Annotated in this window: 16 protein-coding genes and 1 pseudogene; 13 read left to right on the plus strand and 4 right to left on the minus strand. The window is 57.8% G+C overall.

From position 1 onward, the window contains the following. Window positions 1-4: 4 nt before the first annotated feature. The gene (locus ACF3NP_RS08745) at window positions 5-388 is read right to left on the minus strand and encodes a hypothetical protein (RefSeq protein WP_338026645.1); all 384 of its coding nucleotides are present in this window, start codon (window positions 386-388) and stop codon (window positions 5-7) included. Between the two features lie 270 nt (window positions 389-658). On the opposite strand from ACF3NP_RS08745, the gene ACF3NP_RS08750 reads away from it, so the two are divergent. The 11 genes and pseudogenes from ACF3NP_RS08750 (at window position 659) to ACF3NP_RS08800 (ending at window position 13,780) form a co-directional block, all read left to right on the plus strand. Beyond that, entirely contained in the window at window positions 659-2,680 is a 2,022-nt protein-coding gene (locus ACF3NP_RS08750) for an exonuclease domain-containing protein (RefSeq protein WP_181889742.1), read from the plus strand. A 136-nt stretch (window positions 2,681-2,816) separates the two neighbouring features. Further along, window positions 2,817-5,219 (plus strand): EcoAI/FtnUII family type I restriction enzme subunit R, encoded by a 2,403-nt coding sequence (gene hsdR, locus ACF3NP_RS08755; RefSeq protein ID WP_181889741.1) that lies wholly within the window; start codon window positions 2,817-2,819, stop codon window positions 5,217-5,219. A 16-nt stretch (window positions 5,220-5,235) separates the two neighbouring features. Beyond that, window positions 5,236-6,708, plus strand: a complete 1,473-nt coding sequence (locus ACF3NP_RS08760) for a class I SAM-dependent DNA methyltransferase (protein WP_181889740.1) — start codon at window positions 5,236-5,238, stop codon at window positions 6,706-6,708. Continuing rightward, window positions 6,705-7,652, plus strand: coding sequence for a restriction endonuclease subunit S (locus ACF3NP_RS08765; protein WP_392398632.1), 948 nt, complete (start codon window positions 6,705-6,707; stop codon window positions 7,650-7,652). Before ACF3NP_RS08760 ends, ACF3NP_RS08765 begins: the two co-directional genes overlap by 4 nt. Before the next feature lie 46 nt (window positions 7,653-7,698). Next, window positions 7,699-8,121 (plus strand): restriction endonuclease subunit S, encoded by a 423-nt coding sequence (locus ACF3NP_RS08770; protein ID WP_392399144.1) that lies wholly within the window; start codon window positions 7,699-7,701, stop codon window positions 8,119-8,121. Window positions 8,122-8,295: 174 nt separating this feature from the next. Then, window positions 8,296-9,189 carry an SMODS domain-containing nucleotidyltransferase gene (locus ACF3NP_RS08775; protein ID WP_181889738.1) on the plus strand — a complete coding sequence of 298 codons (894 nt, stop codon included), beginning with the start codon at window positions 8,296-8,298 and terminating at the stop codon, window positions 9,187-9,189. Next, a complete protein-coding gene (locus ACF3NP_RS08780) occupies window positions 9,167-9,724 on the plus strand; it encodes an SLATT domain-containing protein (protein WP_181889737.1) in 558 nt (185 codons plus the stop codon). Before ACF3NP_RS08775 ends, ACF3NP_RS08780 begins: the two co-directional genes overlap by 23 nt. Window positions 9,725-9,857: 133 nt before the next feature. Then, window positions 9,858-10,214: pseudogene (locus tag ACF3NP_RS08785) on the plus strand (transposase); the annotation flags it as partial. A gap of 114 nt (window positions 10,215-10,328) precedes the next feature. Further along, window positions 10,329-10,658, plus strand: a complete 330-nt coding sequence (locus tag ACF3NP_RS08790; RefSeq protein WP_181889736.1) for a hypothetical protein — start codon at window positions 10,329-10,331, stop codon at window positions 10,656-10,658. A gap of 29 nt (window positions 10,659-10,687) precedes the next feature. Beyond that, window positions 10,688-11,203: a CPBP family glutamic-type intramembrane protease gene (locus ACF3NP_RS08795; protein ID WP_181889735.1), complete on the plus strand. Its 516-nt coding sequence runs from the start codon at window positions 10,688-10,690 to the stop codon at window positions 11,201-11,203. A 489-nt stretch (window positions 11,204-11,692) separates the two neighbouring features. Further along, on the plus strand, window positions 11,693-13,780 hold the full coding sequence (locus tag ACF3NP_RS08800; protein ID WP_181889734.1) for a GmrSD restriction endonuclease domain-containing protein: 2,088 nt from the start codon (window positions 11,693-11,695) through the stop codon (window positions 13,778-13,780). 850 nt (window positions 13,781-14,630) lie between these two features. Here ACF3NP_RS08800 and ACF3NP_RS08805 read toward each other — a convergent pair. After that, complete coding sequence (locus ACF3NP_RS08805; RefSeq protein ID WP_181890044.1) at window positions 14,631-15,869, minus strand: IS256 family transposase; 1,239 nt, start codon at window positions 15,867-15,869, stop codon at window positions 14,631-14,633. Between the two features lie 866 nt (window positions 15,870-16,735). Between ACF3NP_RS08805 and ACF3NP_RS08810 the strand changes: the two genes are divergently transcribed. Continuing rightward, entirely contained in the window at window positions 16,736-17,194 is a 459-nt protein-coding gene (locus ACF3NP_RS08810) for a hypothetical protein (RefSeq protein ID WP_181889733.1), read from the plus strand. A gap of 84 nt (window positions 17,195-17,278) precedes the next feature. After that, a complete protein-coding gene (locus ACF3NP_RS08815) occupies window positions 17,279-17,434 on the plus strand; it encodes a hypothetical protein (protein WP_181889732.1) in 156 nt (51 codons plus the stop codon). Between the two features lie 4 nt (window positions 17,435-17,438). On the opposite strand, the gene ACF3NP_RS08820 is transcribed toward ACF3NP_RS08815, so the two are convergent. Both ACF3NP_RS08820 and arsB read right to left on the minus strand, forming a co-directional pair. Beyond that, window positions 17,439-17,846, minus strand: coding sequence for an arsenate-mycothiol transferase ArsC (locus ACF3NP_RS08820; protein ID WP_181889731.1), 408 nt, complete (start codon window positions 17,844-17,846; stop codon window positions 17,439-17,441). Continuing rightward, window positions 17,843-18,898: an ACR3 family arsenite efflux transporter gene (gene arsB, locus ACF3NP_RS08825; protein ID WP_392398633.1), complete on the minus strand. Its 1,056-nt coding sequence runs from the start codon at window positions 18,896-18,898 to the stop codon at window positions 17,843-17,845. Before arsB ends, ACF3NP_RS08820 begins: the two co-directional genes overlap by 4 nt. Window positions 18,899-18,992 lie beyond the last annotated feature (94 nt).

Raw genomic sequence — 18,992 nt, forward strand, 5'->3', positions numbered from 1 at the left:
TTACCTATCGACGCCCTCCGGTCCCCTCCCCCGCCGCCAACTCCGACGCCCGCTGGTACGACACCCCGAGCACCTGCCCCATCTCGCGGAGTGTGAAGCCCTCGTCTTTCAACTTTCGCGCCAACGCAGCCCTCGCAGCCGCAGCTTCTTCCGACGCGGCTTTCGCCTTCACGCCGAGGTCGTCGGCACGCTGGCGCAGCGTCTCGACTTCAGCGGGGAGGATCGGCACGACCTCGATCTTAAACTCGCCCGGTTGCAACCCAGATTGAAATGCGATCGCCTCAGCGACCTCACCCTCCGCGCGGTCGAGCCTCCGGGCCTGCGAAACCACCCCAAGTTCGTCGCATTCCAGCACCCATGCGCCGCTGCGCCCACGCTCTGCGGTCACCGTGAACGCCTTCATCGCCACCACCCTTTTCCTAAGTCACACGCTTCCGTTCGCAGCTTCTTGATTACTGCATAACGCTTCATTGTTCAACCCCCTCCGGCACTCGTCTGTCATCCTCATGTTGACAACCAATTCCACCCTTCGCCTTTTAGACGCACCGACCCCAGCCGAACACCCGTCCGACAACCCTCACCGCGTGTCGGCCCGTGTCCTACTCTGCTAGGCAGTCACCAACAAGCAGCGCAAAGCCGCACAGAACAAGGAGCCACGATGGACCCGCAGACCGGGCACCCAAACCTCACCACCCACGACACCGGGTTCGCGGTGGTGGATCTCGAGACCACAGGGGTCAGCAACGCCTGCCGCATCGTGGAAATCGGCGTGGTCCTGCTTCGGCCCGACCTCACCGTGGAGCGCACGTGGGAGACACTGATCCAGCCCAGTCGCGATATTCCCAACAGCCACATCCACAAGATCACCGCGACCGATGTTGTGGACGCGCCCACGTTCCGCGACGTCGCCGCGTACCTCGGCTCCTTGCTCGACGGCCGCGTCCTGGTGGCGCACAATGCGCCGTTCGAGCACCGTTTCCTCACCAACGAGTTCAACCGCGCGCATGCGCACAACGGTCTCTGCCAACCCTGGCTGGACACGATGGCGCTGGCCAAACAGCACTTGGGCTGCGCGAAGCTCAGCGACGCCCTCACGGCCACCCGCATCCACAACCCCCAAGCGCACTCGGCCCTCGCCGACGCGCAGGCAACCGCGGAGTTGCTCCATCACCTCCACTTCCACTGCGGCGCCGATGTGTCGGGCTACCCGACGGCAACGTTCCCCGCCCCGACCGCGGAATGCCGCGTCCTACCACGCGGTGCCGAATCCTCCTGGTCCGGCCAGCTCTCTCACGCCCTGCCCGCAAGCGGTGCAAGGGATGAGGACGCGTACCGCGATGAGCTAACCCGTGCGCTTGTAGACCGCCACATTTCCCGCACCGAAATGCGCCAACTGGAACAAACCGCGATCGCCTCTGGTCTGGACGCGGACGATGTGGATGCGATCAATGAGGAATTCACGCGCCAGCTCGCCGTCGATGCCTGGTCCGACGGCGTCATCACCGATGGCGAGCGCGCCGAGCTGCTCGCCATTGCCGACGCGCTCAGCGTGGACTTCGCTTTTGTGCAGTCGCTCCTCGACGAACCACAGGCCGGCACCGCCCCCGCCCAATTCACCCTCCAGCTGGGCGATCACATCGCGCTCACTGGCGCGATGGACATTCCGCAGGAAGAGTGGGTGCGCCGCGCCACCGCCGCCGGCCTGCACATAGGCCAAGTGACAAAGAAGTGTGCCCTGCTGGTCGCCGCCAACCCCGACTCCATGAGCGGCAAGGCTCAAAAGGCGCGAAAGTACGGCATTCCAATCGTCGGCGAGACGAAGTTCGCACAGCTACTGAGCACGATCGATCACGAAGCCGTTTCAGTGCAACCAGCGGTGTCGGAGCAACCCGCAGCGTTGGAGCAGTCCACAGCACAGTTCTCCTGGCTCTCCCCGCAGCAAGTTCAAACGACAGGCACGTCCACATCCCGCATCGCAGCAGCGTGGATCGCGCTGCACCCGAACCGCCCGCTGCACGAGATGGCGGACAACCTCCAACCCCACCACGTCCCGGAAGCCACCGGCAGGGGCATCGACCGTTACCTCGCGGTGTGGAGCCTGGAGCACCCCGAGATGCTGCAAGTCAGCGCAGACGACCTGCTCCAACTCCCCGGCGTAGGCCCGAAGCGCCGCAGCCAACTGGTGGAGATGGTGGTGGGCCTCGCAGCCGACGGCATTGTGGACGACTCCACCGAGAATGCCACTCCCGAGCCCGCCCCCGAGCGCACAGCTGGCAGCACCGCAATCACCCCGAGGCCAATCCCCGAACCGTCCGCCCCTACGCAAGCGCAGCCCCGCCAAACCGCAAGCAGCCCCGTCGACCCCACCCCGGAAGAACTCCTTACCGCCGCGAACGCCCCGCGCTACACCCCGGCGCCGTTGCAGTCGTCTTGGAACACCCCTGCTCTGATGGACCCGGCGCCCACGCCAGTCAAACGCCCAAAGGCTTCCAAGGTGTTTAAGTGGTCTGCGGGCCTCGGTGTGCTGTGCTTTTTCCTGTTCGGGCTTTGCATCGAGACTTTCGACCCCGACGCGAAGTCGTTCATCGCCGGAGTGTTCGCACTCGGGTTCTTGCTAGCCGGCCTCACCGCGGCGATCTCGGGTGTGATGGCGCTGATCAACCTCATCAGGGGGAAATAGACACCCCTTAAGCCAAAACAGCTGAGGTTTACGGGCAAAATGATGCCCATGTCCTCCTTCAGCGAAGTCCTCGATCAGCTCCGTGAGAACCAGCCCCAGGGCAAGTACGGAATCGCCTTTGAGAAGGGAGATGACGATGCAAAAGCTCACTGAAGAGGACGTCAAAATCAGGTTCATTACACCTGCGATCACAGAGACGGCTGGTTGGCGTAAAGAGCAACTTCGTATGGAGCTTGTCATCGCTCCTGGCCAGGTCATTGTTCAAGGTACCAAGACCAAACGGGGCGAGATCAGCAAAGCGGATTACGTGCTGCTTGGTTCGAAGTCGCGTAAGCCGCTTGCGGTTGTTGAAGCCAAGGTCATGGAGCATACTGTCCGTGCAGGTCTGCAGCAGGCACTAGGTTATGCCGCGAAGCTTGACGCCCCGTTCGCCTACTCGTCAAACGGCAAGGGCTTCATCGAGCACGACTTCTTCACCGGCGTTGAGCGAGAGATCGGCTTGGATGAGTTCCCTACCGAGGATGAGTTGTGGCAACGCTATCTGGTTGGCAAAGGACTTGACGCTCAGGGTGCGGCACTGATCGCTGAGCCATACCATGTTGACCCGTTCAAACCGCAAGAAGCTCGCTATTACCAGCAGGTAGCGGTAGACCGCACGCTGGAAGCCATCGCACACGGCGACCGCCGTCTACTCCTGGTGATGGCCACCGGCACCGGCAAGACATTCACGGCCTTTCAGATTATTTGGCGGCTCCTCAAAGCTAGAACAGTGAAACGGGTACTGTACCTTGCCGATCGCAACGTGCTGATCGATCAGACCATCACCGGCGACTTCGAGCCACTCTCTGGCCGCATCACCAAGGTCAAAGGCAAGCACTTGGATTCCTCTTACGAGGTTTACATGAGCCTGTATCAACAGCTCACTGGTGAGGAGGGTGAAGAACCATTCCGGCAGTTCAAACCAGAGTTCTTCGACCTCGTCATCATTGACGAGTGTCACCGTGGATCGGCACGCGAAGAATCGCTGTGGCGACGTGTCCTCGACTATTTCTCTAGCGCCATCCACATTGGTATGACGGCAACACCGAAAGAAACCAAGGAAGTGTCGAACATCGACTACTTCGGTGAGCCTGTCTACACCTACAGTTTGAAACAGGGAATCGAGGATGGCTTCCTCGCTCCGTACAAGGTGATCCGTGTTGGCTTGGACGTCGACTTGGAAAACTGGCGACCGTTCGAGGGGCAAGTCGACGTTGATGGCAACGAAGTTGAGGATCGCGAGTACAACGTCAAGGACTACGACCGTAACCTCATCATTGATGAGCGCACCCAGATGGTTGCCAAGTACGTGACGTCCTGGCTCGAGAGGTACGGCACCGATTCGAAGACCATCGTCTTCTGCGTCGATATTGAGCATGCTGAACGAATGCGCCAAGCTCTAGCGAACGAGAACCTTGAACGGGTCATCGAGGACTACCGGTACGTCATGAAGATCACCGGGGATGATAAAGAAGGCAAGGGTCAGCTCGACAACTTCGCTGACGTCAACGAGCAGTACCCGACACTGGTGACTACATCGAAACTGCTCACCACAGGCGTCAACGTCAAAACGATCAAGCTCATCGTCTTGGAGTCCAACATTGGGTCAATGACGGAGTTCAAACAGATCGTCGGACGCGGCACCCGGCTCGATCCTGAGCATGGCAAAGAGTTCTTCACGATCATGGACTTCCGTGGATCGACCCGACTCTTCGCCGACCCGGATTTCGACGGCAACCCAGCAGGCAGCATAGACATGCCTTTGCCCGAGCCTGGAGATGACGACGAGATCCCCGAACCCGAATGGCCAGAAGACGACGAAACCGTGGAAAACCCCGGGTCTGAAGATGACATCGAGGACTTCGGCCCAGATGATGTGATCATCTGCGATCCGCCTTGGATCGACGACACAGACCCTGAAAAGCAAGGCAAGGTGCGAGTTCGCGGTGTCGAAGTCAAACTGCTCAACGAGCGCGTCCAGTACGTCGATCCCGTCACCGGCAAGCTCGTGACCGAATCGATCCGCGACTTCTCGAAGCGGTCATTGCTGAACACGTACTCCAGCCTCGACTCGTTCCTTACCGCTTGGTCGCAGGCCGAGCGAAAGGACGAACTCATCGGCCAGCTCAGCAGCCGTGGCGTCTTCCTTGAGGCGATACGCGAAGAAGCTGATGGTAGGTTCTTCGACGTTGACGATTTCGACCTAATCCTCCACGTTGCCTTCGACAAGCCTCCACTGACCAAACAAGAGCGTATCGATCACGTCAAGAAGCGCGGTTACCTCCACAAATACTCAGACACGTGCCGCGAAGTCTTGGAAGCGCTCTTGGATAAGTACGCAGATATCGGTATATCTGAAATCGAAACAACCAGAATCCTCAGCGTTGACCCATTCACCCAGTACGGGTCACCGCAGAAAATTGCTCGCCTCTTCGGAGGACGCGACGCCTACCTCCAGGCCATTCGTGAACTCGAAGACGCCCTCTACGAAGCTGCATAAGGAGCACAAGTAGCCAATGAGCCTGAACTCGTTCATTTCAACCTCCCGCAAGATCATGCGCGGAGACGCCGGGGTCGACGGCGACGCCCAACGCATCGCCCAACTCACCTGGCTGTTGTTCCTTAAGGTCTACGACGCGAAAGAAGCCGACTGGGAGTTCCACAACCCCGCCTACCAGTCGATCATCCCCAAACATCTCCGCTGGCGATCTTGGGCACCCGACCGAAAAGACGGACGCTCCAAGACCGGTGAGGAACTGCTGACGTTCCTCAACACTGAACTCTTCCCAGTCCTCAAATCGCTGCCGATCACCGCATCGACGCCGCTCAGTCAATCCGTGGTTCGAGCAGTGTTCGAGGATTCGAACCAGTACATGAAGGACGGCATCCTCATCCGTCAACTCGTTAACCTGATCGACGAGATTGACTTCGAGGACTATACAGAACGGCATGCTTTTGGTGAGATCTACGAGACCTTGCTGAAAGAACTCCAAAGCGCGGGCAGCTCAGGTGAGTACTACACGCCGCGCGCGGTCACCGACTTCATGATCGAAATGATCAACCCCAGGCTCGGAGAGACCGTCGCGGACTTCGCAGCCGGAACAGCCGGGTTTCTCACCTCAACGCTCAAACACCTCAACGAACAGGTCGAAAGCGTCGAAGACCGCGAGGCATACCGCTCCAGCGTTTACGGCATTGAGAAGAAGCCAATGCCGTACCTACTTGGCGTGACAAACCTACTGTTACACGACGTCGACCAGCCCCAGTTCATTCACGGCAACTCACTCGAACGCAACGTGCGCGACTTCAAAGACAGCGAGAAGTTCGACGTCGTCACCATGAACCCGCCCTACGGCGGCACCGAGCAAGAATCGGTCAAAGCGAACTTCCCGCAAGCCTTCCGTTCCTCTGAAACCGCAGACCTATTCATCGCGCTCATCACCTACCGGCTCAAACGACACGGAAGAGCCGGGGTCGTACTGCCCGACGGGTTCCTCTTCGGCAACGACGGCGCAAAACTCGCACTGAAGGAACGGCTCCTCAAGGAGTTCAACCTCCACACCATCATTCGCCTGCCGGGCTCTGTGTTCTCGCCCTACACCTCAATCGCCACCAACCTCCTGTTCTTCGACAACACAGGTACAACCAAGGAGACCTGGTACTACCGAGTAGACCTCCCCGAAGGATACAAAGCGTTTTCCAAGACCAGACCAATGCTGAGGGAACACCTGGCCGACGCCGCTGAGTGGTGGATGGATCGCCGAGAGATCGAAGACGCAGACGGCAACCCCAAGGCCCAACGTTTCACCGTCGAACAACTCACCGCGGGCGGCTACAACCTTGACCTCTGCGGCTTCCCGCAACGAACAACCGTCGTGCTCAGCCCAGAAGAAACAATCGCTGATTACAAGACCAAACGAGCCGAACTCGACGCGCAAATCGACGCCAAGATCGCCCAAATCGAAGCGCTCCTGGCGGTGACCGAATGATCGCCGACCGCCTCCGTGCCGCCATCCTCCAAGCCGCCATCAGCGGCAAACTCACCGACCAACGAACAGAAGATGGCACCGCCACAGAACTCCTTGAACAGATTAAGACAGAACGCGCCGCACTGGTCAAAGCGAAGAAACTCCAGAAGCAGAAGGCTCTCCGGCCCGTGACCGAGCAAAGCCAGCCGTTTGCAATTCCGACTAGCTGGGAGTGGGTGCGTTTCCAAGATGTCAATCAATTTCGGATTGGGAAGACCCCAAAGAGAGCCGAACCCAAGTTCTGGTCGCCTTCGGAAGTTCCGTGGGTATCGATTTCAGATATGACGCAGGGTGGATCAATTGCGTCAACGAAGGAAGGTGTCAGTGCCGCTGCCATTGCCGAGTGCTTTGGTGGACAGCCCTCTCCAGCGGGTACTCTCATCATGAGCTTCAAACTGACCATCGGACGTTGCAGTTTCCTGGGTCGAGATGCCGTTCATAACGAAGCTATCGTCTCGATATTCCCTGCTATGTCAGCAGGTGAGTCGTTCAGCACCTATCTGTCACATGCGCTTCCTCTGCTTTCGCAATTGGGTGATTCCAAAGCGGCAATCAAAGGCAACACGCTCAATTCCGAGAGTATTGCGAATCTTCCGATCCCGTTGCCTCCGCCAATGGAGCAGGAGCGCATCATCGCTAAACTTGATGAGGTTCTGCCGCTCATCGATCAACTTGCTGAACTCGAGAGAGAGAGAGCATCTAGACCGCGAGTTCGCCAAAGCAATCGAACGCGCGATCCTTCAAGCCGCCACCAGCGGCAAGCTCACCGACCAACGCCCAGACGACGGCACCGCAGAAGAACTCCTCGAAACCATCAGAACCGAACGCCGGCAACTCGAAAAGGAGGGCAAAATCAGAAAGCAGAAACCACTGCCACCAGTGGACAAAATGGACGAGCCCTTTGACCTTCCAGATAGTTGGGTTTGGTCGCGTCTAGGCCGCGTGTTCAACATGCAGGCGGGCAAGAACGTCGCCGTTGGCAACATATCTGAAGTTGGCGAGTACCCGTGCTACGGAGGTAACGGGATCAGGGGTTACGTGGCCGACTACAACAGAGACGGAACCTACCCGCTCATCGGTCGTCAAGGCGCTCTTTGTGGCAATATCAATGTGGCTTCGGGGCGCTTTTTCGCGACTGAGCATGCGGTAGTAGTCGAGACATTTGGGCATACATCTTCCACTTGGGCGGCTATAGCATTAGAGCAACTGAACTTGAATCAGTACGCCACCGCAACAGCACAACCTGGACTCTCAGTCGAGAAGCTGAAAGTAGTACCCGTTCCAGTTCCGCCTGTGGATGAGCAGGAGCGCATTGCTGCCAAGCTCGACCGAGCGCTACCCCTGGCGCGAGGCCTTGGGGAGCTGGTGTCGTGATCACCAAGGTTCACATTCGAGGCTTTCGTTGTTTCAAGGAGCTTGTCCTCACACCAGCTAAGATGACGCGAAGTTCGGGTTTCGAAGATCAGACTGCACTGCCTGCAGCGGTATGGGTGGGCGTTGGGCAGATACTCTGCTCGCCAGCGACTATTGGCAGGAGGCGAGAAGGCGATGAGTGACGAAAACCGATTGTTTCGACAATTCGAAGCGAATCTCCGGATGACTCCGGCGACAGTCAGCGCGGTGCGCAATCGATACCATGCCATCACACGGCGCATCAATGTGGACTTTTGGGGAACTTCCTCAGACACAGATCACTCCTGGTACGCCGGGTCATATGGTCGCGGTACAGCGATCTCAACGAGTGATATCGATATTCTCGTGGAGCTACCGCCCGGTGAATACAACAACGCTTGGACGCGATCCCTGTTTGGTGGGAACGGGCCATCCGAGCTACTCCAAAAAGTGAAACGAAGTCTCAGTGCGACCTATCCCCAAACCAAGCTGCGTGGGGACGGACAAGTCGTCGTCGCCGAGTTCACAGATGGAGTTCGATTCGAAATAGTCCCCGTGTTTCGGGCGGAAACGCCCGGCACGTACCGTTACCCAGACACGCATGACGGCGGCTCTTGGTCAACAATGAACCCGCGCCGTGAGCTGGAAGTGTTCAATGACCTGAGCAAGAATCACCCAGGTGGGCTGAAGAAGTTTTGCCGGATGCTCAGGGCGTGGAACAAACAGGGGCGGTACTTCAGCGGGCAGGCACTGGACGCAATGGCGTTCGAATACTGGGAACAGAGCCAGTGGGCTGATAACTTGCCATACCTATATTTCGACTGGCACACCAGAGACTTCTTCGAATACTGGAAGAACGAGTTTGCCCGTGGTGGCGTTGTTGTAGCTCCGGGTACACGTCGACGAATTGACGCATTTGCTCCACCTCCTATGGTGGATCTTCTAGCGCTTTACGCGGACAATGCCAAGACTGCGATTGATGCGACGGACGCATGCCAAGCAACAGAGTTTTGGAGGCTGATCTTCGATGACCGATTCCCGAAGTCCTGAACGCGACAGGCTGTATTCCCAGCTCGAGAACGAGTATGGGAATGTGGTCTACTCTCACGCCGCGCAGGAAGAACAGCGTACGAGGCTTGCGCGCTCGGAGCGGAGAATCAAAACTTCCCAAATCTTTCTTTCTGCGGCTTCAACTGCTGGCATCGTTGGTATCTTTGTGACGCAGCAGCAATGGGCGACGGTAGCTACGGGACTACTCACTTTCGCGCTCCTTGCGCTTAACTCGTATAGCTTTCGGTTCGAACTGGGAACGCAAATAGCAAACCATCAGAAGGCTGCCGATCAACTTTGGTATCTCCAGCGGCAGTACTTGGCTTGTTTGGCTGACTTCAACTCGATGAGTGATGAGGAAGTCCGCAAGGAAAGAGACAGGCTTGTAGAACAAACCAAATCGGTCTATACATCCGTTCCCAGGACAGATAACAAGAGCTTTAACATTGCGCGTGATCGACTTCAGAAGCAAGGACTGAGGGAGTTCAGTCGAGACGAACTAAACCTATTACTGCCCGAAGGGCTGAGACAGTGACCTCCGGAACCATTTGGCGTGACGAACGCCTTTTGGCGGAATGCCCGTTGACACTGGCTTCGTTGGTGCAGGCGATACCTTGACGGCGGACTACTCAACGCTGACGCATCGGATATGCATTCGCTTATCCGGTGAGGTTGTAGGGTTCTGCGGGCAGAAGTTTCCTCAAGTGGCCGACTACCTGGAGGAATCATTCGATGAGCTGTTAGCTTTTACTACTGCACCGAAACCGGTATGAACCAAGATCTGGTCCAATAACCCCACCGAACGGCTCAACCGAGAAATCCGACGTCGCACCGACGTCGTCGGGGTCTTCCCAAACCGTGAGGCCGTCATCCGGCTGGTAGGGACCGTCCTTGCGGAACAACACGATGAGTGGATTCAGCAAACACGCTACTTGTTGCTGGCCAGACTGTCCCACATCAAGGAGATCATCGCTGCCAACCTCGTCGGCGCCACTGCCACCGACAGCAAGGCAATCGCCGCCTAATACTTACTCAACCCCGCCTCCGAGACGGCTCCAAGCACCCACCCCCGAAACTAACCACATACTCGAAAGCCAGATACACCACTTCCCAAGACTTGACCGGCGTACATTGAAGGTATGACCGCCTATCATCTCCTCGGGCGTGAAGGCGCAAGGCACGTCGCGTGGTGGCGCCCGCTGTTGGAGTTCGTCGTTGTGTTCGTGCTCTTTTTCGGAATCTTTGCCGCGATGCTCGCGCTTTTCGACGCCGCCGACCAGGTCTTCAACCCTGCACTAAAAGCCATGGGCGACTTCGAGTTCGTAGATACGCCCTGGCTCGCTCTGGCGGCCGGATCTATGTATGCGGCAACCATCCCAGCTGCGTTCCTCGCCGCGCGTGTACGCGGTCGACGCCAACCGCTCTGTGGTCGACGGAGCATCGCTTTCGGTGGCGCATCTTCGGAATAGCGTTGATACCTGCGCTGGTGGTCTTTGGTGTGCAGCTTGCATTCTCGGTGGCCCGCGCTCCCGAGAACGCGACCGCAGGGTCTGACGGCGGGTTTACCCTGGCGAGGTTCGGTGCATTGTGCATCCTCATTGCACTCATCCCGCTGCAGGCGCTGTCGGAGGAACTCGTATTCCGCGGCTCGCTTGTGCAGGTGGTTGGCCAGTGGACCCGCTCGCCGTGGGTGGCATACGTGGTCCCGGCGCTGCTGTTTGTGTCTGTACACAACTACGGTTGGGGCGGCCAGCTCGACGTGCTGGCTTTCGCGCTCTGCGGCGCCTTCTTAACGTGGTCAACGGGCGGATTGGAGGCGGCGCTCGCGGTGCACGCGGTGGCGAATACTCTCTCGTTCGTAACCGATCCATTCCATGTGAAGGTCGCGGGGTTGGCAGAGGCGACGGTGGTGGATGCGGTGGCGTCGATAAGCGCGACTGTGCTCGCCACCGCTGCGATTTGGTGGTTAATCGCTAGGGCGGGCGGTATTGCTTCGAAATCTCGCCCAAGGTAGCTTTACCCCCGCTTAAGCGGGCTATGATTATGTTCCTTCGCCATGCCGACCTTAACTCCCGATGCCCTGCTCGACAGACGACGCACCGAAAGTGGATCCTCCACCTACTTGCGAATTACGGTAGCCCCAAGGGTTGTGTCCTTTAGTGTGGTGTATCTGTAGCCCGCGGTGAGCCTCGTGCAGGTGCGCATACAGCGACCATCGCGGGTACCTTTCGAATCAACTCCTACATCTGCTCGAAAGGAAGAAACCCACGATCGCCGCTGATCCCAATCATATCGACCCGACTGCCTACATCGAAGAACTTCTGACACCACCCCGGTCAAGAAGTAATAGAAATCAAAGCAAATGCTTAGGAACAAAACCCGGGGCACTTCAAGTTTTGCCGCTCGAACAGATCAGCGTCCTCACTCGCTGAGGTTTCGGAAGTGCACGCTACTCTAAAAACGTATCGATTCCTTCTCTTCTTTTTTAGAAAGGTCTCTCTCCATGGCCTCCATCTTCCGCACTGTCTCGTGGGAAGTGCAGCAACTAGTCAATGACGTTCACTCTGGAAAAATTCAACTTCCAGATCTCCAGAGGCCATTTGTCTGGCCCACATCGAAGGTCCGTGACCTTTTTGATTCGATGTACCGCGGCTACCCAGTAGGCGAGCTTATGTTTTGGGACGTTGCTGCCGATGGTGAGTCTCGATCAATTTCAGGTGACGCGAATTTCATCGGCCAGCACCAGATTATCGATGGCCAGCAGCGCTTGACCAGTCTTTATGCCGCGATAAAAGGCTTTCCTGTCCGGGACGTTAACTATAACGAGAAGCAGATCCGTATTGCGTTCAATCCATTTAGTGAGAAGTTTGAGGTGCGGACACCACCTATTGCTAAATCCCCGGAGTGGATCGAAGACATTTCGACCTATTTCGCCAGCTCCTACAAGGCAACAAAGACATTTTTCGAGAGGTATGAAGAGTCTGGCGAAACTCTCAGCGATGAAGAAAAAGAGGCAGTTCATGAGGTTTTTAGCAAACTGTCTGGGCTGGAGAAATATCAGTTTAACGTCGTTCACCTTCAGAGCGAGGCTGACAAGCGCCTCGTTGCTGACGTCTTCGTGCGCATCAACTCAGAAGGAGTTCGTCTAAAGGCATACGACTACATTCTGACGTGGCTCAGCGTCTTTTGGCCAGAAGGCCGTGAGCAAATCGAGGAATTTTCACGCAACTCCCGTATGTCCCCAGCCCATGCGAGCTCCGCATTGGGGAAGGAAATCCGGTGGACGGCTCACAACCCGTATATTGACGTTGAGAACGGACACATCGTGCGCGCGATGGTCGCTGTCGGGCAGCGGCGAGGCCGTCTGCAAGATGCGTACGCCGCCCTTCAGGCAAAGGAACGACACACCGGTCGCGTGAACCCTGAGCGCCAAGAACGCGAACTAGGACTCCTCAAGGAGGCTCTTCCGGTCGTGGTAAATCCCACCAATTGGACGGAGTTCATCCGGTCGATTCAGGCAGCTGGATTCCGAACGAACCGGAACGTCACCTCGCACATGAATATCATCTACTCCTACGTCATCTTTTTGCTAGGACGCAACGATTTCGGTGTCGAGCTCGCTCGCCTTCGCGCGCTGGTTGCCCGCTGGCTCTTCATGTCGCAACTCACCGCCCGCTACACGGGCTCATCGGAATCCCAAATCCAGAAGGATCTCGACCAGATTGCTGCGCTGAACAAAGGCGACGCGGAGGGCTTCGAAGAGCTGCTTAACCGTACGATTGACACTCAGCTCACCGAAGACTACTGGCGCTTCAATCTACCGCAGAACCTAGTCACATCAGGCGCTTCCCTATCGCCACATTACCAGTGCTACCTCGCTGCGCTGAACATCCTGGATGCAAAGTTGTTCATGCTTAACGAACGCGTCCGTGATTGGATGGATCCCAACCAACCCGCGGCTAAAGGCACAGAGGGACACCATCTATTCCCCCGCAAATACCAGGAAAAGGTTTTGGGGATTACGGACTTCAAGCGTATCAACCAGGTAGCGAACTTCGCACCAACTGATTGGGCTACCAACATCCATATTTCAGATCGCGCCCCAAAGGACTATTGGCAAGAACTCGTCGAGAAGCGCTCGCAGGGCGAGGAATGGCTGAAACAACAGATGTACTGGCACGCCATTCCAGAAGGTTGGGAAAACATGGCCTACGACGAGTTCCTCTCCAACCGCCGCAGGCTCATTGCCCAGGTTATCCGTGGTGCTTTCGCACACATCACAGCTGACTCCGCACCGGTGATTTCTACGTCTGACGTTGAAGAACGTGCCGGGTCTAGGACCCTGCAAGAGTTCTTTGAGGCCGAACTATTGAAATCCGGCGACCTTCTCGATCCGGTTGATCCAGATTGGATTGTCGATGCCGTCATTAATGAGGACGGCCACCTTGTCATCGATGGCATCAACGTTTTTGACTCGCTGGATGAAGCCGCGCACTTCCTCGGCGTAACGAACCTCAAGGGCGAAGAGTTCTGGGCCTTGCAAGATGGCGATGACTTGGTGCCGCTTTCCAGATTGTCTGCTAGTTCATAGGCGATTGTCTTCCTTTTTGCCGGGGCGATGCGACCATGGCACGGCGTCTTTCCGATCTGATTCGTTTCCCTCGACGGAGTGAAGTCTTAGAAAGCAGCGTTGATAACTACTTCCAATCCCCACGCAGATGACACCGGCGATAGTGCTGCCGGGTCGGCATGGGTCAGCAGTGTAGCTACCAAGTCCGAAGGTATTGCCTGGAGTTGGGTGCTCGCGCTGTTTCGGATCGCATAAGGTGCCGGCATCCTGTTAAGCCCCGCGAAGGATTCCGTAGTTGCCCCAGGTCAGATTTTCAGCTCGTCAACCTTTACGAACCTCTACCCGCTCGCGTCGATCGGTGTTTGCCCCGGCTGCCTCGGTGGGGCGTGCCGTTTCGGCGTAGTTGGTAGGGGCAATCCGCGTAGTTGGTCGGGGTTTTCCGGATAGGTGGTAGGGCTCCCTGATTTCGGTCATTGTGTAGGTGGCGTTGGCACAACTTGTGCTGGCGCTGCTGAGCGCGGGTAGTTGGTACCGCGGTTGCGGATCCGGGGTACTGCCTGTTTCCGGTTAGTTGGTACCGCAGCCGGGGGTTGACCGACGAGAGCCCAGAAGCGAAGTCGGGTTTCGCCGGTCAGTGAAGGTTAGCTGTCTACGGTTGTCTGAGCGTGCGCGAGGTTTTGACGCATGTCGTAGTCGACCGGATGAGAGGCCCGGCCGCTGGCCCCGACAAGGTCAGCCGCCCGGCCCTACCACCTAGTCGGAATCCAGCCCTACCACCGTTCCACAACACCCCTACCAACAAGCCGGGTCAAGTCCCGTGTAGTGGTGTAGCCGTCTAGCTTTCGGCTCGGTATGTAGTTCGGGGTTGTGGTTAGGCGGTTAGCTGGTGATGGTCGCCATGATCATCTCCTGAGTGGTGCATGAGTTGTTTGGTGTGTTCGAGTGCGGACAGTGACATGTAGCGTTTTTGCTGGATCCAGTCGTCGTGCTGTTCGGCTAGGACAGCGCCGACGAGCCGGATGATGGATTCGCGGTTCGGGAAGATGCCGATGACGTCGGTGCGCCGGCGGATCTCCCGGTTTAACCTTTCGGTGGGGTTGTTTGACCAGACTTTCGTCCAGACTGGTTTCGGGGCTGCGGTAAACGCCAACACCTCATCGAGGGATTCCTCTAGATACGCCGCAACCTGCGGGAATTTCGGTTCCAACAGGTCAACTACCTCGCGGGCTTGTCCCCAGGTGGATGCGGCATCGGGTTGCTGGAAGATTGTCTGGAACATCGCCGAGACCATCGGCCATTGTGTTTTCGGGACTTTCTCGTAGAGGTTTTTCGCAAAGTGGGTGCGGCACCGCTGCCAGGATGCATCAGGCAGCACTTCGGAGATAGCGTGCTGGATGCCTTCGTGGGCGTCACTGGTGACCAAATAGACACCACGCAGCCCGCGGGCTTTTAGATCTTGGAAGAAGCCTTTCCACGATGCGTTGGATTCCGCGGTGGCGACATGCATGCCGAGCATTTCGCGGTAGCCGTCGGCGTTGACCCCAGTGGCAAGCAGTACGGAGCATTTGACCACCCGGCCGCCTTCACGGACTTTGATCGTGAGCGCGTCGCACGACAGGTAGGCGTACCCGCCGGGATCGAGTGGGCGGTTTTTGAAATCTGTAACCATCTCGTCGAGTTCTTCCGACATGCGCGAGACTTGAGATTTCGACATATTGGCAATCCCAAGTGTTGCCACCAGGTCATTCATCCTGCGGGTGGAACCCCCTTTGAGGTAGCAGGTCGCGATCACAGTCGATAAGGCGCGTTCGGCCCGTGAGCGGCGCTCTAACAGCCAGTCCGGGAAGAACGCGCCGTGGCGCAGTTTCGGCACCGCCACATCGATCGTGCCCACACGGGTATCAAGGTCGCGGTGACGGTACCCGTTGCGGTGGTTGACCCGCTCGGCAGAAGCGACACCATACTCAGCCCCGCAAACGGTGTCAGCTTGGGCGGAGAGGATCTGGTTGATAAACCCTTGCAGCATCTGCCGCATCAGATCCGGGGAGGCCTGTGCCAGCAGATCGTCCAGATAGGTTGCAGGGTCGATAGAATGCGGAGCAGCGGTCATCGTCATGTGCCTTTCGGTGAGATGTGGTAGTTGAGTCGAAAGGTTACTGACGATGGCCGCCCCTATATCTGCCAGGGCCCACCATCAGCAAGCGTTACACCACACTAAGGGACGCAACCACAAGCCGCTCTCAGCAGGGCACCTGGCGGCGGGCTACCGGAGGATCGTCGCAAAGCACAACCGTGTAATTCGTGCCACAATGCGGTGGTGTGAGGCACGAGAAGCTACGCTCCCGCAAACCGTCCACGAATCCGAAGTACGCAACCTCCCCCTCCACCACCCACTACCGCATGCTGACTGTATAAGCCACTTCCGCATCGGGAGCGACGAAATCTTCCTGGAGCGTTCTTCCATGACGCGCGAATCACTCATCCGTCCTCACCAGGGGCGATAACGAATCGAAGCGCTGCTAAACCAATCAAAGCCGTGCTACTTTCCAAACTATTACGCCAAAACTGCAAAACAAGAATGGAGGTGCCATGAACGAGGTATCACCGCCGATTCGAAGGACCACTGAAGAATTAGACCGCGAACTTGCCGATTTGAAGGCACAGATGGCCCCTCTGACCGTTGATCACCTTCGCCGTCTGCGAGACGCTGGTGCGATCGAGTACGACGAAGAGCGTTTGCTCGACAGATACGATGCCTGCATGTGGCTCCGGTATGGAGTAGCGTGACTTCACCGCGGGGGATCGAAGATGCGGTACGAGATTTAATGCTCATGACCGTCCAATTGCTGGAGACGACCTTGGAGGGATCGTCCCCGATTAACGCAGAAGTTCTGGCCGATGGTGAACGAGCCATTGTCGAGGGAACATATCCTGTAACAATTGCTCACTCGGGTAGTGACCGCCTTGTCCTACGCTATGACTACCTACTCCGGCATGAGGCAGCCTCAGGCGAGCTCGAAGTTGAGAAAAGTATGTTCAATAGAAGTTCGCGCAAGAAAGAAACCCGTGCCGGTTGTGCGATTCGAGTATGAATCGCACGCTCGAAACAAACCCGCTTCACATTTTCAGTTCCATGCCGATTCGGTACCACTCGGGCTGCTATTGGCCCGAGCAGGAAAATATGAAATCGCAGCACAGCAACAAGATATCCACTTCCCCATGGGTGGTTCGCAGTTCCGGCTGCATCTGACGGATGTAATTGAATTGCTTGTCCGAGAATTCGGCGCTGCAACGGAGGATGGATGGTACGAATCTCTTAGCGCCCACCGCAACCGTTACTACGACGCAGAAGTGGACCGAGTAATCCAGGACAATTTGCCTCGCGCAGTGCTTTTGCTTGCGGATGCGGGATACAAAGTCAATGCGCCGCAGTAGCAAACGCGTTGACTGGGGCCCGTGCGTTTCGAAAGCAACCACTCGCAAAGCACAACCGTGTAATTCGTGCCACAATGCGGTGGTGTGAGGCACGAGAAGCTACGCTCCCGCAAACCGTCCACGAATCCGAAGTACGCAACCTCCCCCTCCACCACCCACTACCGCGGCACCTCGCCGGCGCGCATGCAGGCGTCGAGGTTCCGCAACAAGCAGCGAATCCCGATGATCCCGGCGTATTAAGGCGCTACAGGAGTTCGTCGATAAGCGAACGCACACGGGCGTCAATGTCGTCGCGCACGAGGCGCATGCGCTCCATGCCCTCGATGCCGCGGTGCGAGGGTTCGTCGGTGCGCCAGCGCTCCAGCGTGCCGCGGGCGCCGTCAGGCATTTCCACCTGCGCGTCTTCGCCGAGCACCACGACGCGATCAACGCTGCGCAGCAGTTCCGGATCGATGGGTTTGGGCGTGCCGTGCGACATGTCGGCGCCAGTCTCTGCAATCGCCTCGACCGATTCTTGGTTCAGCTTCGTGCCGGGTTTGGTGCCTGCGGAGTGGATGCCGAGCTGGCTACCCGCGTGCTTCTCGGCGAGCGCCGCCGCCATCTGGGACTTGCCGCCGTTGCCGACGCAGACGAACAGGACTGAGGGCTTCATGTAAGGCTCCTTTGGTTAGGCAGGGTTGGGTCACCGGGGAACAGTTTCGGGCCGATCCCCCGCATGAGGTAGACCAAGCCGACGAGCACCGGGATCTCGATGAGCGGGCCAATCGTACCCGCCAGCGCCTGGGCGGAGGTGGCGCCGAAGGTGCCGATCGCCACCGCGATGGCGAGCTCGAAGTTGTTGCCGGCGGCGGTAAACGCCACCGAGGCGGATTGGGCGTAGTCCATGCCGGAGAGTTTGGCCACCACAAGTGCCACGGCGAACATGCCCACGAAGTAGCACAGCAGCGGCAGCGCCACCGTGGCCACAGTCAACGGCCTGGACAGGATCTGGTCGCCCTGCAGGGAAAACAGCAGCACGATCGTGTACAGCAGGCCGACCAGCGCCAGCGGGGAGATCCGGGGCAGGAAGGTGTTTTCGTACCAGTCGCGGCCCTTGGTGCGCTCACCGATGATGCGAGACAGCAGCCCGGCCAGCAGCGGGATGCCCAAAAAGACGAGCACGGAGGAGACGATCGCCCAGAAGGAGAAATCCACCGAGGTGGTCTCCAGGCCCAGCCAGGACGGCAGGACCTGCAGGTAGAACCAGCCAAGCACGCCGAACATGAGCACCTGGAACACCGAGTTGATGGCCACCAGCACGGCGGTGGCTTCCCGGTCTGCGCAGGCGAGGTCGGACCACACCAGCACCATGGCGATGCAGCGCGCCAACCCGACGATGATCAGGCCGGTGCGCAGCTCCGGCTCGTTAGGCAGGAACATCCACGCGAGCGCGAACATGAACGCGGGGCCAAGAATCCAGTTCAAAATGATGGATACGGTCATGAGCCGTTTGTCGGTGGCGATCTCGCGGGTTTTGTCGTAGCGCACCTTGGCCAGCGGCGGGTACATCATCACAAGCAGGCCGAGCGCGATCGGCAGCGAGATCCCGCCGACTTCAAGGCACTCGAGTGCGCCCGAAAGCCCCGGCACTGCGCGGCCGAGGGCGAGGCCCGCCGCCATGGCGAGCATGATCCACACCGGTAGGAAGCGGTCAAGAAATGACATGCGCTCTACTGGCTGAGAGGTTGTGTCTTCCATCTGGAATCCTTATCTATTGACGATTATCAATACGAACACTAAAAGGCACATTTATCGCTGT

This window comes from Corynebacterium lehmanniae, from assembly GCF_043161975.1.
In the GTDB taxonomy this organism is placed as follows: Bacteria; Actinomycetota; Actinomycetes; order Mycobacteriales; family Mycobacteriaceae; genus Corynebacterium; species Corynebacterium lehmanniae.